General features: G+C 65.5%; 15 protein-coding genes and 5 pseudogenes. 9 read left to right on the top strand and 11 right to left on the bottom strand.

Annotation, left to right across the window (positions count from 1 at the left end):
- Nucleotides 1-42: 42 nt before the first annotated feature.
- Nucleotides 43-147 (bottom strand): annotated as a pseudogene (locus JWS13_RS01595) (tetratricopeptide repeat protein); the annotation flags it as partial.
- 26 nt (nt 148-173) lie between these two features.
- Between JWS13_RS01595 and JWS13_RS01590 the strand changes: the two are divergent.
- From JWS13_RS01590 to JWS13_RS01580, 3 genes and pseudogenes are all read left to right on the top strand, one after another.
- Nucleotides 174-392 (top strand): hypothetical protein, encoded by a 219-nt coding sequence (locus JWS13_RS01590; RefSeq protein ID WP_005254554.1) that lies wholly within the window; start codon nt 174-176, stop codon nt 390-392.
- A gap of 225 nt (nt 393-617) precedes the next feature.
- Nucleotides 618-1,472 (top strand): IS5 family transposase, encoded by an 855-nt coding sequence (locus JWS13_RS01585; RefSeq protein WP_012687208.1) that lies wholly within the window; start codon nt 618-620, stop codon nt 1,470-1,472.
- Nucleotides 1,473-1,634: 162 nt separating this feature from the next.
- Nucleotides 1,635-3,085: pseudogene (locus JWS13_RS01580) on the top strand (NF041680 family putative transposase).
- Between the two features lie 211 nt (nt 3,086-3,296).
- Here the strand turns inward: JWS13_RS01580 and JWS13_RS01575 are convergent.
- The 3 genes from JWS13_RS01575 to JWS13_RS01565 form a co-directional block, all read right to left on the bottom strand.
- Nucleotides 3,297-3,617 (bottom strand): type II toxin-antitoxin system PemK/MazF family toxin, encoded by a 321-nt coding sequence (locus JWS13_RS01575; protein WP_005254557.1) that lies wholly within the window; start codon nt 3,615-3,617, stop codon nt 3,297-3,299.
- A complete protein-coding gene (locus JWS13_RS01570; RefSeq protein ID WP_206004071.1) occupies nt 3,614-3,928 on the bottom strand; it encodes a hypothetical protein in 315 nt (104 codons plus the stop codon). Before JWS13_RS01570 ends, JWS13_RS01575 begins: the two co-directional genes overlap by 4 nt.
- A gap of 312 nt (nt 3,929-4,240) precedes the next feature.
- The gene (locus JWS13_RS01565) at nt 4,241-4,405 is read right to left on the bottom strand and encodes a hypothetical protein (RefSeq protein ID WP_206004069.1); all 165 of its coding nucleotides are present in this window, start codon (nt 4,403-4,405) and stop codon (nt 4,241-4,243) included.
- A 129-nt stretch (nt 4,406-4,534) separates the two neighbouring features.
- Here JWS13_RS01565 and JWS13_RS01560 point away from each other — a divergent pair, with 129 nt between their 5' ends.
- Nucleotides 4,535-5,035, top strand: a complete 501-nt coding sequence (locus JWS13_RS01560) for an N-formylglutamate amidohydrolase (protein WP_206004067.1) — start codon at nt 4,535-4,537, stop codon at nt 5,033-5,035.
- Between the two features lie 939 nt (nt 5,036-5,974).
- Nucleotides 5,975-6,400 carry a hypothetical protein gene (locus JWS13_RS01555; RefSeq protein ID WP_206004066.1) on the top strand — a complete coding sequence of 142 codons (426 nt, stop codon included), beginning with the start codon at nt 5,975-5,977 and terminating at the stop codon, nt 6,398-6,400.
- 89 nt (nt 6,401-6,489) lie between these two features.
- Here the strand turns inward: JWS13_RS01555 and JWS13_RS01550 are convergent, their stop codons facing one another.
- Complete coding sequence (locus JWS13_RS01550; RefSeq protein ID WP_241031999.1) at nt 6,490-6,666, bottom strand: hypothetical protein; 177 nt, start codon at nt 6,664-6,666, stop codon at nt 6,490-6,492.
- Nucleotides 6,667-7,384: 718 nt separating this feature from the next.
- On the opposite strand from JWS13_RS01550, the pseudogene JWS13_RS01545 reads away from it, so the two are divergent.
- Nucleotides 7,385-7,822: pseudogene (locus JWS13_RS01545) on the top strand (phospholipase D-like domain-containing protein); the annotation flags it as partial.
- A gap of 47 nt (nt 7,823-7,869) precedes the next feature.
- Here JWS13_RS01545 and JWS13_RS01540 read toward each other — a convergent pair.
- From JWS13_RS01540 to JWS13_RS01530, 3 genes are all read right to left on the bottom strand, one after another.
- Nucleotides 7,870-9,279, bottom strand: coding sequence for a site-specific integrase (locus JWS13_RS01540; protein WP_206004059.1), 1,410 nt, complete (start codon nt 9,277-9,279; stop codon nt 7,870-7,872).
- A gap of 200 nt (nt 9,280-9,479) precedes the next feature.
- The gene (locus tag JWS13_RS01535) at nt 9,480-9,794 is read right to left on the bottom strand and encodes a helix-turn-helix domain-containing protein (protein ID WP_206004057.1); all 315 of its coding nucleotides are present in this window, start codon (nt 9,792-9,794) and stop codon (nt 9,480-9,482) included.
- Complete coding sequence (locus tag JWS13_RS01530; protein WP_074933673.1) at nt 9,784-10,845, bottom strand: tyrosine-type recombinase/integrase; 1,062 nt, start codon at nt 10,843-10,845, stop codon at nt 9,784-9,786. The genes JWS13_RS01535 and JWS13_RS01530 overlap by 11 nt, the downstream gene beginning before the upstream one ends.
- A gap of 146 nt (nt 10,846-10,991) precedes the next feature.
- On the opposite strand from JWS13_RS01530, the pseudogene JWS13_RS01525 reads away from it, so the two are divergent.
- Nucleotides 10,992-11,499 (top strand): annotated as a pseudogene (locus tag JWS13_RS01525) (phosphatidylserine/phosphatidylglycerophosphate/cardiolipin synthase family protein); the annotation flags it as partial.
- A gap of 184 nt (nt 11,500-11,683) precedes the next feature.
- On the opposite strand, the gene JWS13_RS01520 reads toward JWS13_RS01525, so the two are convergent.
- The 3 genes from JWS13_RS01520 to JWS13_RS46325 all read right to left on the bottom strand — a co-directional run bounded on the left by JWS13_RS01520 (nt 11,684) and on the right by JWS13_RS46325 (nt 13,226).
- Complete coding sequence (locus tag JWS13_RS01520; protein ID WP_241031998.1) at nt 11,684-12,127, bottom strand: hypothetical protein; 444 nt, start codon at nt 12,125-12,127, stop codon at nt 11,684-11,686.
- 136 nt (nt 12,128-12,263) lie between these two features.
- Nucleotides 12,264-12,464, bottom strand: coding sequence for a hypothetical protein (locus tag JWS13_RS01515; protein ID WP_206004280.1), 201 nt, complete (start codon nt 12,462-12,464; stop codon nt 12,264-12,266).
- A gap of 426 nt (nt 12,465-12,890) precedes the next feature.
- Nucleotides 12,891-13,226 carry a cupredoxin domain-containing protein gene (locus JWS13_RS46325; protein ID WP_420854980.1) on the bottom strand — a complete coding sequence of 112 codons (336 nt, stop codon included), beginning with the start codon at nt 13,224-13,226 and terminating at the stop codon, nt 12,891-12,893.
- 133 nt (nt 13,227-13,359) lie between these two features.
- Here JWS13_RS46325 and JWS13_RS45245 point away from each other — a divergent pair.
- Nucleotides 13,360-13,557: pseudogene (locus JWS13_RS45245) on the top strand (transposase); the annotation flags it as partial.
- Between the two features lie 16 nt (nt 13,558-13,573).
- The gene (locus JWS13_RS01505) at nt 13,574-14,221 is read left to right on the top strand and encodes an IS5 family transposase (protein ID WP_241031997.1); all 648 of its coding nucleotides are present in this window, start codon (nt 13,574-13,576) and stop codon (nt 14,219-14,221) included.
- The last annotated feature ends 974 nt before the right edge of the window (nt 14,222-15,195 follow it).

The following is a 15,195-nucleotide window of genomic DNA, read 5'->3' as shown; positions in this document are numbered from 1 at the left end:
CATCGGATTCGGGGTGCTGTGACACGAGTTCGGGTGCTCGTACTACAGCCACGTGGTCGGGCGGATCAGGTTTGCGAGATCCACCAGCGTGTACCGATGTCGGCGTTCGAGTGCCTTGCGGGCGAGCGCCCGGAGCGCCGACTCCGCTGCACAGGACCCGATGGCGGACCTAGGTGACGACCGTGTCGGTGACCTTGCCGATGGTGTCCTTCGCTGTTCACATCGTCGAGATGAGCCGCGAGCTCGCCGATCGCGTCAGCTCCGGCCAATCTTCTCTGCGCTTCTTGACGATCTGTGGGGGCTCGCCTGTTGACCTGCCCACCCGGCTGGAATTCCTTACGGCAACCAATATGGTCGTGATCGCGCCTGAGGTCAGAAGCGCCCACTCATGATCAGCGCCGCAGCTTGTCAGGCACCAACTGCGCCGAAGTCATGGTCGCCCGAACAGTCCGATTCTGGAGACTCCCTTGAGCAGCTGCTGGATACGAACAAGCCTTGCACGCCCCTTCGCGGCCATGATTAGGTCGGTTCGATACCAACGGCTAGGACTCTCGCGATACTCAGAGAGTGTTTTGAAAGTTTTCGATTCGGGCGCGGCGGACCGGCCCGGTGGCGGCATGATTAGGTCCGTCGTTGCTCGCAGGAAACGTCGCAAGCGGACGCCGTATCCGTCCGATCTGACCGATGCCCAATGGGAGTTGATCGCACCGATGGTGCCCGCGGCGCTGCCGGGCGGTCGCCCGGCGATCCACGATCGTCGGCGGATCGTGGAAGCGATCCTCTACGTCAACCGCACCGGTTGCTCGTGGCGGCAGCTCCCGCATGACTTCCCGCCCTGGCAGACCGTTTTCGGGTACTTCCAGCGATGGAACGAGTCCGGGGTGACCGACCGCATCCACGACGCGCTGCGGGCGAAGCTCCGTGACCGTAGCGGCCGGGATCCGATGGCGTCGGCGGGGATGGTCGACGCGCAGGCGGTCAAGGGCGCCGACACGGTCGGCACGGAAACCCGCGGATGGGACGGCGGGAAACGGGTCCACGGCAGGAAGCGACACGTGGTCACGGACTCGCTGGGCCTGTTGGTGGTCGTGCTGGTGACCGCGGCGAGCGTGCAAGACCGCGACGGCGGGCGCCTGGCGTTGTCTCGGGCGAAGACAGTGATGCCGTCGATGGTGTGGGCAGACGGCGGCTACGCCGGACGTCTCGTCGCGTGGGTCGCGGAGCATTGCCGGATGACGCTCGATATCGTGCGGAAACCCAAGGGGAAGCTGGGATTCAGTGTTCTGCCGCACCGTTGGCTAATCGAACGGACCCTGGCGTGGATCGTGCGTTGCCGTCGACTTGACCACGACTACGAACGCCTCCCGGCGCACTCGGAGGCGATGATCAAATGGGCAATGATCGGATTGATGACCCGACGACTCGCCCCCGCACGCGGACGACACCCCTGGCAGTCGACCCGCGCGGCGTGACACTTTCAGAACACTTTCTTAGCTTGTCGTTTAACCTCGGCCATCGCGTGGGGCAGTTGGTGCTGGTGTTGTTCGGCGTGTCGCCGCGGCATGAGGCGACCACCGCCTGATCATCTTGAGGTTCCTTCCAGAGAACTTTCGAGACGAAAACAGGCGGTGGCCGTGAGTATCAGTGTGCCCGATCGGTGGGCGGTCGGGGAAGAATCGGTCCCCGATCCGCGTGTCGACCTGGTGTCGTTCCGCGAAGAGTTCTACCGGTGTCTTCCGTCCCGAGGTGATGCATTGTTCGAGTTGACCGATGCGCTGCTGTGTTCCGGCACCGCGGTTCGCACCCTGGTCGAGTTGTCACTGGCCGCAGAGCATCGGCGCGGTCACGGCGCCTTGTACGACGCAATCAACTGCGGCAGAGTAGATTTCACTCGGCTGCGCCGCGCACTTGGCGGGCTGACGATCCCGTGTGATCGTGGCGGCCGGATCGTTCTGGCCGTCGATGTCAGTGCCTGGTTGCGCCCGGATGCACCGACGAGTCCGCAGCGCGGGTTCTGCCACGTCTACGGCCCGGGAAGAATCAGGCGCAGCTGATCCCGGGGTGGCCGTACTCGTTCGTCGCCGCACTCGAGACCGGGCGTACCTCGTGGACGTCGGTGCTCGACGCGGTCCGCTTGCACCCCGACGATGACGAAACCGCTGTGACGGCGACCCAGGTGCGTGAAGTGATCACGCGGTTGCGCGAGGCCGGGCACCACCGCGACGGCGACCCGGACATTCTACTGGTGTTCGACGCCGGATACGAGTTGGCGCGGTTGGCGTTCGTGCTCGCCGATCTCCCGGTGCAGGTGCTGGGTCGGATGCGTTCGGACCGGGTGCTGTGCTTCCCGGCGCCGCCACCGGGCCGTACTGGGCGCCCACCCCGGCACGGCCCCGAGTTTCGATTCGCCGACCCGATTACGTGGCCTACACCCGAGACCACCTCGAGCACCGAGACGGACCGATACGGCACAGCCTCCGCTTCGGCGTGGAATCGGTTGCACCCTCGACTCGTTCATCGTGGCTCGTGGGCTCAGCACCCGGGGCCGCCACCGATCGTGGAAGGCACGGTGATCCGGTTGACCGTCGACCACCTTCCTGGGGACCGGCATCCCACCCCGGTGTGGCTGTGGTGCTCGGACCCGGGCGTCAGTGCTGACGATCTCGACCGGTTGTGGCAGCTGTTTCTGCGGCGCTTCGATCTCGAGCACACCTTCCGCTTCTTCAAGCAGACGTTGGGGTGGACCGCACCTCGGCTCCGCAGTCCCGAGGCGGCCGACCGCTGGACCTGGATCGTGCTGGTGGCCTACGCCCAACTCCGGCTCGCCCGTCCTCTGGCCGAGGACCTACGCCGCCCGTGGGAACGGCCTGTCCCACCAACACGATTGACGCCGGCACGGGTTCGTCGAGGGTTTTCGCGCACCCGTGCGACGATGCCTGTTCCGGCCAGTGCACCGAAACCCAGTCGACCCGGACCCGGACGCCCACCCGGATCGAAAAACACCCACCGCGCACCGCATCACCACGTGGGCAAACGCGCCGAAACCAAAGCTAGAAAACCCGTCGGGGCCGCCTGCCCAGGTTAAAAATCAAGCTTAGTGCCAACGATCACGACGACCAATTCACCGTCTACCGTGATCTGTGTGCCGACGACCGGTACCTGGCCATCGTTGTCCCGCTCACCCAGTACGCCATTCTAACCTGATAGCCTCCAGCAACTTTTCACGTCGCCCGATCGCCATTCACAACACTGTGCCCGCACCACCTACGAGGGCACACCATTTCGGGCCGTGCAGCTCACGGCAGGGCAAGCGCGATAGCCAGGGCTTTGTTCAACTCGACAATCGTCGACGGCGACAATGCGCCGCCCGACCTGCTTGCTTCCAGCTCGTCGTCGAAAAGTTGAACGATGTCATCGGCGAGGATGGATCCGACCAGCGGATCGTTGGGACCGAGCGGGACTGCAGTCGGGATACCCGGCTTCGGAGTGGTAGTGATTCGAGCGGCCAGCACCGTATGCAGGTTCCGGTTTCGAAGGTTATTCGAGACGACTACCCACGGCTTCTCTCCATGCCCCATATCGAACCAGTAGATCTGCCCACGGAGCGCCGTGGTCATTCGGCGTAAGAGCGGTCGACACGATTCGCGTAGCGCGCACGATGGGCAAGCCGCTCTTCGCGGCTTTCAGACCGCTGCTCCTCCGCAAGCCGCGCGTAACCGGCTTCGAGAGCCTTTTCTCTCAGGGATTCAGCCCCAGCTCGAAGCAACGCACGGGCGATGCCGGATTCGGAGTTGTCCCGGACAGTGATGTGATGCTGCTGCGCCCACTGCCTGAGGATGTCGGATTCAAGGCGTTCCGGATCGCCGAATACAGCGAGTTCCGCTTGATCGTCGCTATCCAAAGTGACTGGTAGCCGCTTCACATCCATGTTTCACATTATGACTCATAATATGAATCACTACAACAATGGGTCACTCAATACGCTATGACCTGCGGTGATGACGCGCTGCAGTTCGACATCTCAACCGTCGCTCCAGCCAAATAGGCCACCGAGACCGTCATTGTCCTACCTGCAAGCACAGAAGCAGACCGTGGAGAGGCCCAGTATGTAGGCCACCACGAGGCCATGGCAGAAGGCTTGCCCTGCAGCGGACAGATGACCGCCAGGGACCCGCCGGGCCGGCGCGCTAATCTCCTGGGTGCGTGCCACCTCCGCCAGTTCAGGTGGCATTCTTCGAGATCAGGACTCGACCGGGACCAACCGCTCGACGCGGGCGTGCAAGGGGAACTGACCGGGGACGTCGTCGCGTACCGACTCGATGACCGCGCCCTCGCCGTCGATGCTCACGATGACGAACTCCGAGGTGGCGTCGGCATGCACCTTGACGCGGTCACCCACATTCACCGGCCCAGTCCTTCCGTCAGGGACCTGTCATCACTGCAGGTCAAACCCCATTATTCAGGATCGGGCGCCGGTCGGACTAATCGCCGTCACCCCGCGGGCGGTGTATCGGCGGGCCCGTACCCTTGCCCCATGTCCGCTGATCCAGGCAGCATCCGCGCCGACGGCCACCAGGCGCTGCCGAACCTGGCCGCACAGGATGCTTCGGCGGATCCCCACATCATCACAGCGACGGCGCGCACCGGAACGGACATCGAGCTGCAGATTCACACGTCCGTCGCACCGTTCGACGTTGCGGCCGAGGAGTGGTTTCCCGCGGCGACCGGGTTCGCCGTCACGGTCATCGTGCACACCGTCGACGCGCAGACGGGCGTGCCGCGGTATCTGCCGCCCGCCGAGCCCGCCGAGTGGGCGCGGACGATCTTCTCGACCATCGACTCCGCGCACGGGTACTTCCTCGGCGCCGTCGACCCAGGCACCGGCAGCCATCGACGCGGGCAGCTCGCCTACCGCCTCTACCTCGACACCGACCGTCAGGCGATTCCCGTTCCTCGGCAGGTGGTCACCTGCCCGCACTACCAACTATCGGCCATCGACGGCAGAGCCGAGATCACCATTCCCACGACGGCCTGACCCGGCAGGCCGGCCGGGAGCCGGACCACGGTCTGCGGGCGCCGCTTCCTCCGCTGTCCGATCTGCGCGACCTCCGAAGGGTGCGACCTTGAAGTCACGTCCACGCTGCTCACTCATGCAATTCCTCCATCCGTCTCGATCCGATCCCCTGCCAAAGACACCTGGTCGCCGCTGCCCCACACGCGAGGACGACGCCCTGGGGCGGAATCGAGACAGTTGATCCACCCGGGGAGGGCCGCGGAACGTGGATATACTTGTGCCACAAGCTCATTGCCACTTCTGAAGCCGACCACGACAGACCTCAGGAATCTCCCGGGTGGGAGCGCGGCGACCACACTACCAGCGCACGGAACCGAGGGGAGGGGACGTGTCATTTCTGCTGGTCAAAGAGAAATCCAGGGTCGGATACGCACCACGAGCACTGATGTCGAGCCGGTGCCGGCGGTGCGAGTTCTCACACGGACGGCAAGCTCGGTCGCGGCCGGCCGGCATCACATCGCCTCCTACCGGTCCGGTTAAGCTTCCCGGCATGGCGCTTGGACTCACGCGACGCACGCGCGCCCACCCCGTCGATCTCGAAAACCTCGCTTACGCTGCACACGAGTTCCGGGAAGCGCTGATTCCGCTGCAGGGCATCACACCCGACCGCTGCGATGCCGCAGCCACCGAGTTACGGAACAGAGCGCATCACGCCGAGGAACGATTCTTCGCAGCTGTCGCTAGTCTCCCCCGCCGCGAGCGCACACCCGCCGGCCACTGGGAGAACGCCGCGGTCCTGCGCTACCGGTACGGGCTGGAGGTCTTTGCGCGCGCCGAAGACCTCGGCGCCGACATGCTCGCCCAACTCGCCACCCACCGGCGCCCGTCTTGCCCGCGCTCACCGAACTGTGTGACGCCTGTACCCATGCCCGCACCCTTGACCAGCACCAACGGCCCGAGATGTTCGGGGCCGTACCGCGCACGGCCACCCGACGGCTCCGCACCGCCCCCGGCGACTCGGCCGGCGCCGACCGCAATCGGGCCACCGAGCGGTCCTGCATTGTCGATCAACCTGAACTTCGGTGGCGGATCCGCCGCGATCTGACAAGCCTTCTCGTCGAGAACGCCCTAGCGGGCAACGGAATCACCCGGGAAGCCGAACGCCACCTCGCCCCGTGGCTGAAACTGGCCTGCGAGACCCTCGACAGTCCCATGAGCATCGACGGCCTCGAGGATGTCACCGCGCAATGGCGCGAACGCCGCCGGCCCTACATGCTCGCCGCCGCAGATCGGGCCGACGTGATCATCGTCGACCCGATCCCTCGTCAGCGCGCGACCCTATGGTGGAAGCTCATCCACGGCGACGAACCGCCACCACCGCTGTAAGGCGACACGGTGTGGTCGCCCCGACCGGAGAGGGAAGCTCCGCGCCGGGCCCCTACTCCTCGGCAACAACCGAATCTCAGGAACACCCCCTACGAGATCGGCGCCCCTGACGACATCGTCCACCCCAAGGACGAAAAGTTCGACCCCCTCGTCGTGGCGGACGTCACGTAGTTCGCCGAGTCGGCCCTGGTTGCCGCCTTGATCGCATGGACCGTCACCTGGTCGGGGTCGCGCGCACCGATGCCGATCACGAAGAATTCACGCATGTGGGCTGGCTATCGCTCGGGCACCCTTCCGGTTGCTCCAGCTACCGAAAAGGCGCACGGGCGCGAAGCGCCTAAACTAAACACCGTGACTGTGCCGACCCCGTACGAAGACCTGCTCCGCCGAGATCGGTCCTGACACAAGAAAAGCCCCGCCTTGCAGGGCGGGGCACCTTCTCGAAAACCATCCATCCGCGGCTTAGACATCCGGAGGTCCTCCATTCCGACAATACGCGCTACCCGACAGTCCAGCACCGCGCGCCCTCAGGTGCACGTCAACTCTGCCGCACTGTGGCACCGCTGCCTGATGCTTCTGTGCATCGCAGTTGTGTTGTGCGCCATCACCGCTGTGGTTCTCTACTCTCCCGCCCCAGAGGTAGGAGTGAACGTCCTGATCGTTCTCCTCAGCGGAGGAGGGTTGGCCGCTCTCGTGCAGAAGATGATGACCTAACCGTCCCGTAGAACGACGAAAGCCCCCACCCTCGAATGAGAGTGGGGGAGTTCGTTGTGTGTGCCCTTACGGCGTGGCCTTGAACCAGTACGCGGTCGGGAGGTCGAAGATGCGCCGGTTCGATGTCTCAGATGGGGACGTGTCATATCCGCAGTTCATCACCACTTTCCGCGAGCACGGCGATGCAATTGGCCTCATGGGCTGCACCGTACGCTCCGGGCCCGAGCCAATAGGGGTACAGCGCATCACGCCCGCGCTACCGTTCGACGTATGGGGACGACATTTCACGGGCCGAGTCCCTGGCCGCACATCACCCGCGCCATTCGAGTGAGGGGGCCGCGCCATGCCGCGATCGCGTACCTGGGCGAGGACGCACCCGCTCTGCTGCCGTTGCGGGCCGGCGATCTCCTCGTCGTGAACGCCTCCCGGGCGGCGGTGCGCGCGCATGTGACCTCGCCGATTGCGCTTGCGTACTACGTCGAGGCCGGGGTGAGGGTCCTGTCGTCGCCGAACCTGCACGCCAACGTCATCGCCACCAGTCGGCGGGCGGTCATCGGCTCCGCGAATGCCTCCCACAGCTCGACGATCGCCGATGATGCCGTGGTCATCACCGACGACCCCGAGGTCGTTGCCGGCGTGCGGAAGTTTATCGACGGTATCGAGGAGATCACCGAGGTCGATCCGGTGTTTCTCGACAACGCCACCACCAAAGCGCACAGGTTCGTGCGAACGTGTGCACGGTGACGCCTGAAATCTCACAGGTCCGCGAGCAGGGTGGGATCGACGCGGTCGGCGAAGTAGGCCAGGACGCCCTCGGCGCTCATGCCGTAGGTGGTGGCAATCAGATTGGGATCGTGGCTGTTGGCCAAGGCCAGCAGTCGGGAGGCGCGCAGCGTGGAGATCGTGGTGTCGGCGGGGTCGAGGAGGTGGCTGAGGTAGGGCCGGGACGCCGGTGTCCGCCCGGATCGGGTTCGGATGGTGACGATGACGTGGGGATTGTGGGTGCCGGATGTGCGGTGCTCGAGGCATTGGGTCAGTGCGGCCCAGGTCGCCGGGTCCAGCGGGATCGGTTGTGGGCGGCGGCCGAGCCGAACCGTGCGGTGCTGGGGATCGATGTCGGCGAGCTGCAGGTGACGCAGTTCGTGCTGTGAGGCACCGTGGATCAACGCCATCAGGCCGACGAGGGCCTCGTTCGGCGCCACCTCGGTTGATGTGCACCAGCGCGTGAACAGTTCGCGCTGTCGCGAGCGCGGCAGGGTCCGTCCATGGAATCCGCGGGGCGTGCGCACGCGCAGCTCGGCGGTGGGATCGATCAGGATGAGCTTGCTGCGGCGAGCGAAGCGGAAGAAGTGGCGAAGTCCGTCCAGGGGGCGGCCGGCCGGCGACACCTCGGCGAGGTAGTCCTCGATCACGGCCTTATCGACCTGCGCCCAGTCCTCGATCCCGCGTCCGACGAGATGACATGACAGGTCACGGATCTGGGCCAATCGCTTGTCGATGGTGGTGTCGGCGCGGGGCCGGGTCCCGGCGCGGCGGGCGCGGCCTCGTTCGTCGAGCATTGCGCGTTCGAACGCGGCGACGGCGGGCCGCAACGGTTCGGGCACGGCCTGCACGCGTCGCTCCCGGCGACCGGCCGCGAGCCGCTGCGACTGGTCGGTGGGCAGGGCAAGGCCGCGGGCGGTGAAGAAGTCCTCGAGCACCTTCGCGAGCGACCCGATCGAGCGGCCGGGGATGCGGGCCCGGTCGAGTAAGGTCTGCGGCAATGCCCGCGGCTCGGTGCGCAGCAGCGCCCCGAGCTGACTCACCAGACGTGTCGCCAGCGCCGGACAATACCGAGTCGACACATGGATAGCGAAGTCCCACAGCCAATTCGGCGGATCATCGAGTTCGGCGAGGAGGTGCTCGGCGCGGGTGTAGGGGCGTTGGGGGCGGCGTTGCCGGCAGCGGTTGCACAGCCTCGCCCCGCCGCCGCGGATCACGCGCCCGCATTCGGTGCATGCGGCGGCCGGCTTCGGCGCCGGCCCCGGTTGTGAGCACGGTCCGCACCAACCGGTGCGTTCGCGTAAGTAGCCGTCGCGGCCGCAACGCGGACAGCGTCGGCGGGCGGCGGCGAGGTCACGGCGGCGGCGGCACCGCCGGCACCGGGCCTCGTCCTTGCCGCGCACGGCGGCACCGCAGTCGTGGCAGGTGCGCGAACACGACCGGCATCGCCCGGTGTCCGGACTCAAGACCCGCTCGATCCCGCAGCCCGGACACGGCGACTTCGCCGCAGCGGCGACCGCGTTGCGCCAGCACCGGCAGCACAAATCGCGGCCCAGTCGGCCCCGCGGCCGACCGCAGCGGGTGCAGTCCCCGACCTTCTTCGTCACACCGGCGGCATCGACCGGCCGCCGACTCGCCGCGCCGCGGGCTCCGACGCTGTCGGCGCCGAGGGCTCGGCGGGGACCCGATCGGGCGTGGTGTCGAGGTCGAACAGGTCGTTCGGGGTGCAGTCGAGCGCAGTGCACAACGCCAGCAGCGTGCTGAGCTTGATCTGCGAGGGTTCCTTGGTGAACAACGCCGACACCGACGCCGACGACAGCTCGAGTCCGCCGCGTTCGGCGAGCAGACGGCGCAGCTCGGTGCCGGTCCATACTTCCCGTTGCGCCGCGGCCATCCGCAGTTTCCATCTAATGTGCATCGTCATCTCCCTGCAGGAACGCGACGGTGTCGGACACCGCGCTGCGGTAGGCGTCCTCGATGAACGTCTCCGACGGACGGACGTACCGCATCGTCGATCCCACCGTCCAGTGCCCTAACATCTGTTGTATCGCAACGAGATCGACTCCTCGTTCGTAGTTGTGGGTGGCGCAGGCCCGGCGCAGCGCGTGCGGGCTGAACCGGTCCGCCGGCGAGCAGTGCTCGAGATCCTGCAGATACCGCAGACGGTTGCGGATCGTGCCTCGGGCCATCGCACCACCACTCTGATCGCAGAACAACACCGCCGATTCCGGCAACTTCGGTCGTACATCCTCGAGATACCACCGCACCACCAGATCGAGGTGGTCGAGCATCGGAACCCACCGCGGCCGCGGCCCGGAGGTGCGGGCACCCTTGCCGAACCGCACATGCAACTTTCCGAACGGGCCCTGCCCGAGGTAGACGTCCGCGATCTCGAGTTTGGACGCCTCATCGGAGCGCAACCCGGCGTGATACAAGGTCCGGAACAGCGCATAATCCCGGGCCGCTGGCGCGTACTTGCGAGCCGAGCCGATCCGTTCCTTGAGGAAGTCGAAGAAGACGGCCACCCGACTCACGCTCGGAGGTGGAAGCAGCCTCGGTGAATCGTCACCGACATGACGGCTCGCATTGAACTCGTCGATCGGGTTCGTCAACCGCACCCCGAACAACGCCTCGATCTCCCCGGCGCGGCGGGTGATCAGGAACCGGTGAAAACTGCTCAGCGCCTGCACATATCTGCGTCGAGTCGACGCCAGCAAGCCGTCCGCGGCCATCGCTCCGACCACTCGATCGACATCGTCGGCGGTGGCCTCCCACACCGGTTTGCCCAGCGCCGCCAGCATCCGCTCGAGCTCACCTGTCTCGTTCTCGATGGTTACCGCACTGAAGCCTCGGACCACCCGCGAGGTCACGAACGCCTCGACGCATTCGAGTTGAAAGGTCAGCGGATCGGTCGACGCGTGGGCGACCTCGACCGTCCTGCCCTGCACCACACGAAATGTGTGACTCATACCACACAGGTTAAGGCCACCTTGCTCGTCAAGGTGGTACCGACACGAACGGAATCCCACCTCGACAACAGTGGACTCCCCAAACCGGGCTGAATGACCAGCTCGCAGGGAATTTCCGAGAGAACGAACGTATGCCACTTCCAATCCAGTGGCAGATCGGTCGGTCTGTGCCGATCCCCGGGGTCGGTGGCCGGGTGCGCCGACCCCGGGTTCCTGCCCGCCAAGATCCCCCGGATGTTTCTGCGACACACCGTCGACTACACACCCGGTCCGACCGAGCAGCACACCTGGGCAACGCAGGCCCGCCGGCACCGCGGCCCGGCCGGGCCGGCCGCGAAGTACCAGCTCGAATGGTTCCACCACAACAAATCCGACACCCGCCTCGAGCGCGGTGACGTCCTGATCTTCGTCACCGCCGACAACGAGTGGATTTACCCCCCAGCGGTCGTCGATTCCGAGGCAATCGCCATCCTCCACGCCCACGGCGCCATCGGTCACCTCCTGCGCAGCCGAGCGGACCTCTCCCCCATCCCGATACCGGACGCCGAGCAGACCCTCGCCGACCTCGGACACCCCAATCCCCGGCTACGGGCCGACCACCGGATCGCCTCCGCCAGCCTGCGGACCGCTCTGCTCCAACTCTGGAACCTCTGAACCACCGCGGCCAATACGCAGCGTGACCGGCGGAAATGACACGTCCCCACCTTGACCAGCGAACCGCCATCATCGCCGGCAATGCACGCAATTATGGCAATGCTGGCAGGTCGCGTCCGCGGGTGGCGGTTCTCCGTCCACCCCTGTGGCCCGCACCTGGAGCCGGCGGCTCACCCGGGTGGGGTCATGCCAGGGCGAGAACTCGGGAACGTGCCTCCAGGTAGCGGCCGAGGAGGTCGAGCATCTCGGCGTCCGGGTGCGCGAGTTCGGGGAGGTTCTTCGCACTGATGATCGTCTGATCGACGGCGGCGACCTGCCGGCGGCACTCGCCGAGTGCCTCCGGTGTGACGGTGTCGGCGTCGAGCCGGTCGGGGAGGTACCGAATCGACTGATCCAGGCCCAGACCCGGGTTGCGGGTGCCGTTTCCGGCCCGCCGGGTTTCGACCATCTGCCACCATGCTTCCAGCTCGGCCAGCACCGCGGGATCGGCGACCGCGATCCGCAGCGCCCGATCGAGCGACTGCGGGTCAGTGATGTCCACCCCATCCACACCTGATGCGCGGCTGAGGATCTGGCCGAGCTGGTGGTTGGCGAGACCGTCGCCGCGACTCCACCAGAACGACACCATCACATGCACCTCGCTCGCCGCGGCCAGCTCCCCTATCAGACCCTGTTCCCTTCAATGCAAGACGAAATCCTCGAATCCATCCTCACAGCCCAACAACCACCCCGGAGTTCCGGGTCAGGGCTGTGGACCGGCGATTTCAGGCTGTGCGGCGGGAGGTGTGGGCCGCCGCGCACATCGGGCACCACGTGCACTCGCCGACGATCCACCCGTTCGTCTCGGCGAACGCCACCGCCTCGGGTCGGCCGGCGACGGCCGCGGCGAAGGTGTGCTCACACAGATCGCACCGCACCGTCCATCCACGCCTGCCTGTGGATCGCACCAACATATGAACAGTCATGTCACCCCCGCGACTTCGTCACTGTGCCCACAGCATGGCACAACCCGTCCGGGAGTGGTGGCCCACGCAGATCAGGGCCCCGGCCGTCACATCCGAATCATCACCCAGAAGACGATCAGGTCGTAGATGCGCGTCATGATCGCCGGCCACAACGAGCGGGTGTAGAGGGCCAGGCCGATGTAGACGACGCCACCGCTCAGCGCCGTAAGGACATTCGCAACGAGGAAGTGGACCGGGCCGCCAGCGTTGCACGATCAACGGCAGCAGCTGCGCTGCAAGTTCTTCGAGCATGCCAGCGCGGATGAAAGCGAAGATGCATATCCCGAACATCTCGCTCGACAGAACGTGATCGTTCGGTCAGAACTGGTGACGTCCCCCTCTCCGAGGGGACGTCATCTACGCAGTTCAGGGTGCATTTTTACTGTGTCAGGACTCGACCGGAACTAGGTGTTCGAGCTTGCAGTGGAACGGGTAAGTCCCTGGAGCGGGGAGAACCGACTCAATCAGAGCTTCGTCACCGTCAATGCTCACGATCGTGAACACCGAGGTTCCCTCAGCATGAACCTTGACCTTGTCGCCGACAGACCTGTCGTCATCGCAGGTCAAACCCAATTCTGCCGAACTCGTCGCCGATTTCAGAATCGCGACAACCACACGGCCGTCACCGCCCGTCCGTCGCCGGCTGAGCGACACGCCCGAGCGCGTGCGGGGGTCCTTGGAGAAACCGTCACCTAGCGGATTCACTGTCTTCGCGCCAAACACCGCGCCAACTGTCCGACTGAGAGGGTGTTTGAGAACCCGCGATAGCGGGCGTGTGCCTCGCTGAGAATCGAAGAAAGAGGGCTCCTGGTTGGGTCGGTGAGTACCAAGTCCCCGACCACACCAGGAGCCCACAATGACATCATCGCCGATTCCGCCATGCCCGTCGTGCCCACCCCACTCGGCGGGTGGGCACGGTTGCGCGGTGTACCCGTCGTCGGTCACCGACGCAGAGTGGGCGACCCTCGAACCGCTGTTGCCCGCGCCCGGCAGCACGGCAGGCCGCGGCGGCAGACCCGAGAAGCATTGCCGCCGTCTGATAGTGGACGCCATCTTGTACATCGTCCGCGGTGGTATCGCGTGGCGGCAACTGCCGATGGAGTTCCCCGCCGGCCGGGACGGTGTACGCGGTCTTCGCCCGCTGGTCCCACAGCGGCGGGTGGCAGCGCATCGTCGACGCGCTGCGCGACCGCCTGCGGGTGCGTGACGGGCGGGACCGGTGCCCGACCGCGGCGATCATCGACTCGCAGACGGTGCCAGCCGCCGACACTGTGCCCCGATCGAGCCGCGGCTGGGATGGCGGCAAGAGAACGAACGGCGTCAAGCGACACGTTGCCGTGGATGTGAACGGACTGCTGCTCGCCGTCGTCGTCACCGCTGCCTCGATCCAGGACCGCGACGCCGCGCACCGACTCCTGACCGCACTGCGCGGCAGGTTCTCCACCATCCGGCTGGCCTGGGCCGACGGCGGTTATCCCGGACGGCTACCCGTCTGGGCGAAAGACGTTCTCGCCCTGCCTATGCAGATCATCAAACGCATCCCCGGCAGCACGGGTTTCCACGTCCGGCCCCGCGTGTGGGTGGTCGAGAGAAGTTTCGCGTGGATCAACAAGCACCGCCGCTGCGTGCGAGATTACGAAACCAGACCCGACCACCACGAGGACATGGTTCACATCGCGACGATTGCGACCATGACGAGGCGGCTCGCCCGAACCTGACGGTTTCAAACGCACTCTGAGATCCACTGGGTCCAGCTGCTCCGGTGTGAGCAGGTTCCAACTTAGTGCTGATGTTTCTCGGCACCGCGTCGCCGCATTCTATTAAGCGTCACAAGAACCGAGAATCCAACTCCACCGAGAACGGATTCCAAATCCCTAGAGGAGCAGTCATGTCACCATTGCAACGAACCCGCCACGCGGCAGCGGTTGCCGCCTTGGCAACAGGTGTGATCATCGGAGCACCGGCGATCGCCACAGCCCACCCAGACGCAGCTCCGCATTACCATGTGTGGAACGATCCGAACAACTCATGCCCAGCCGGCCAGAATGAGTGGAATGTGTCCTTCCTCAACTTCCAGTTGTGGGCGATGTGCACTAACTAGCCGCCGAATTGGGCAAGCATCAGAAAGGGCGGTCTGCACCGAATCCCAACTGCTGCTTCTCGGTCGTGTCGGGAGATGGCGAAGTTACCGCGCCGCAGAACGGCCAGGTTGATTTCTGCCATCCCCGATTCGACGAGAGAACAACGCGGGCCGGTCTCGGGCGGTGCTTTCGCCGCCCGAACGCGGCACGTTGAGAGGGACTGAAAGTGTCGAAACCAAGGATGGCCATGACCGTCGCGCTGGTGGGAGTGCTTGCACTTCTCGGAACTGCTAGCGCCAATGCCTCACCCCCCGGGCCCGACCCGTACGCCTGGATGCCCCGCGAGGTTCGGCCGTGGCTTGAACCGATCTTTGTCTTCTTCGCGAACCTTCCTGGACTCGTGCTGTCGTAGAAACTGATCCCTACGTTCAGGAGTCGACCTGCTCCTATTGGCTAGGAGACAGTTCTGTGGGGAGCCCGACGGCGGGGCCGCCGATGGCAACTCCGCCAGGGCCCGCGCTGAGGCCACACGCGTTAACGTCGACCATGTTGGTCCGGCGCTCTGTGAAACAGAGCCCGAATGCGACCGCGAAGTCCTGGGCAATCCGGTC

It is taken from the genome of Rhodococcus pseudokoreensis (genome assembly GCF_017068395.1).
GTDB lineage: Bacteria > Actinomycetota > Actinomycetes > Mycobacteriales > Mycobacteriaceae > Rhodococcus_F > Rhodococcus_F pseudokoreensis.
The sequence above is the reverse complement of the archived record's forward strand: the minus strand, read 5'-3'. Positions and strand labels throughout refer to the sequence as shown.

What these genes read in the sequence shown, in the direction of transcription:
- JWS13_RS01555 (WP_206004066.1), top strand. Translation starts at nt 5,975, where the DNA reads ATGTTCGGGGCCGTACCGCGCACGGCCACCCGACGGCTCCGCACCGCC.
- JWS13_RS01550 (WP_241031999.1), bottom strand. Translation starts at nt 6,666, where the DNA reads ATGCGTGAATTCTTCGTGATCGGCATCGGTGCGCGCGACCCCGACCAG.
- JWS13_RS01535 (WP_206004057.1), bottom strand. Translation starts at nt 9,794, where the DNA reads ATGCACATTAGATGGAAACTGCGGATGGCCGCGGCGCAACGGGAAGTA.
- JWS13_RS01575 (WP_005254557.1), bottom strand. Translation starts at nt 3,617, where the DNA reads ATGACCACGGCGCTCCGTGGGCAGATCTACTGGTTCGATATGGGGCAT.
- JWS13_RS01515 (WP_206004280.1), bottom strand. Translation starts at nt 12,464, where the DNA reads ATGACTGTTCATATGTTGGTGCGATCCACAGGCAGGCGTGGATGGACG.
- JWS13_RS01585 (WP_012687208.1), top strand. Translation starts at nt 618, where the DNA reads ATGATTAGGTCCGTCGTTGCTCGCAGGAAACGTCGCAAGCGGACGCCG.
- JWS13_RS01530 (WP_074933673.1), bottom strand. Translation starts at nt 10,845, where the DNA reads ATGAGTCACACATTTCGTGTGGTGCAGGGCAGGACGGTCGAGGTCGCC.
- JWS13_RS01560 (WP_206004067.1), top strand. Translation starts at nt 4,535, where the DNA reads ATGTCCGCTGATCCAGGCAGCATCCGCGCCGACGGCCACCAGGCGCTG.
- JWS13_RS01570 (WP_206004071.1), bottom strand. Translation starts at nt 3,928, where the DNA reads ATGGATGTGAAGCGGCTACCAGTCACTTTGGATAGCGACGATCAAGCG.
- JWS13_RS01520 (WP_241031998.1), bottom strand. Translation starts at nt 12,127, where the DNA reads ATGGTGTCGTTCTGGTGGAGTCGCGGCGACGGTCTCGCCAACCACCAG.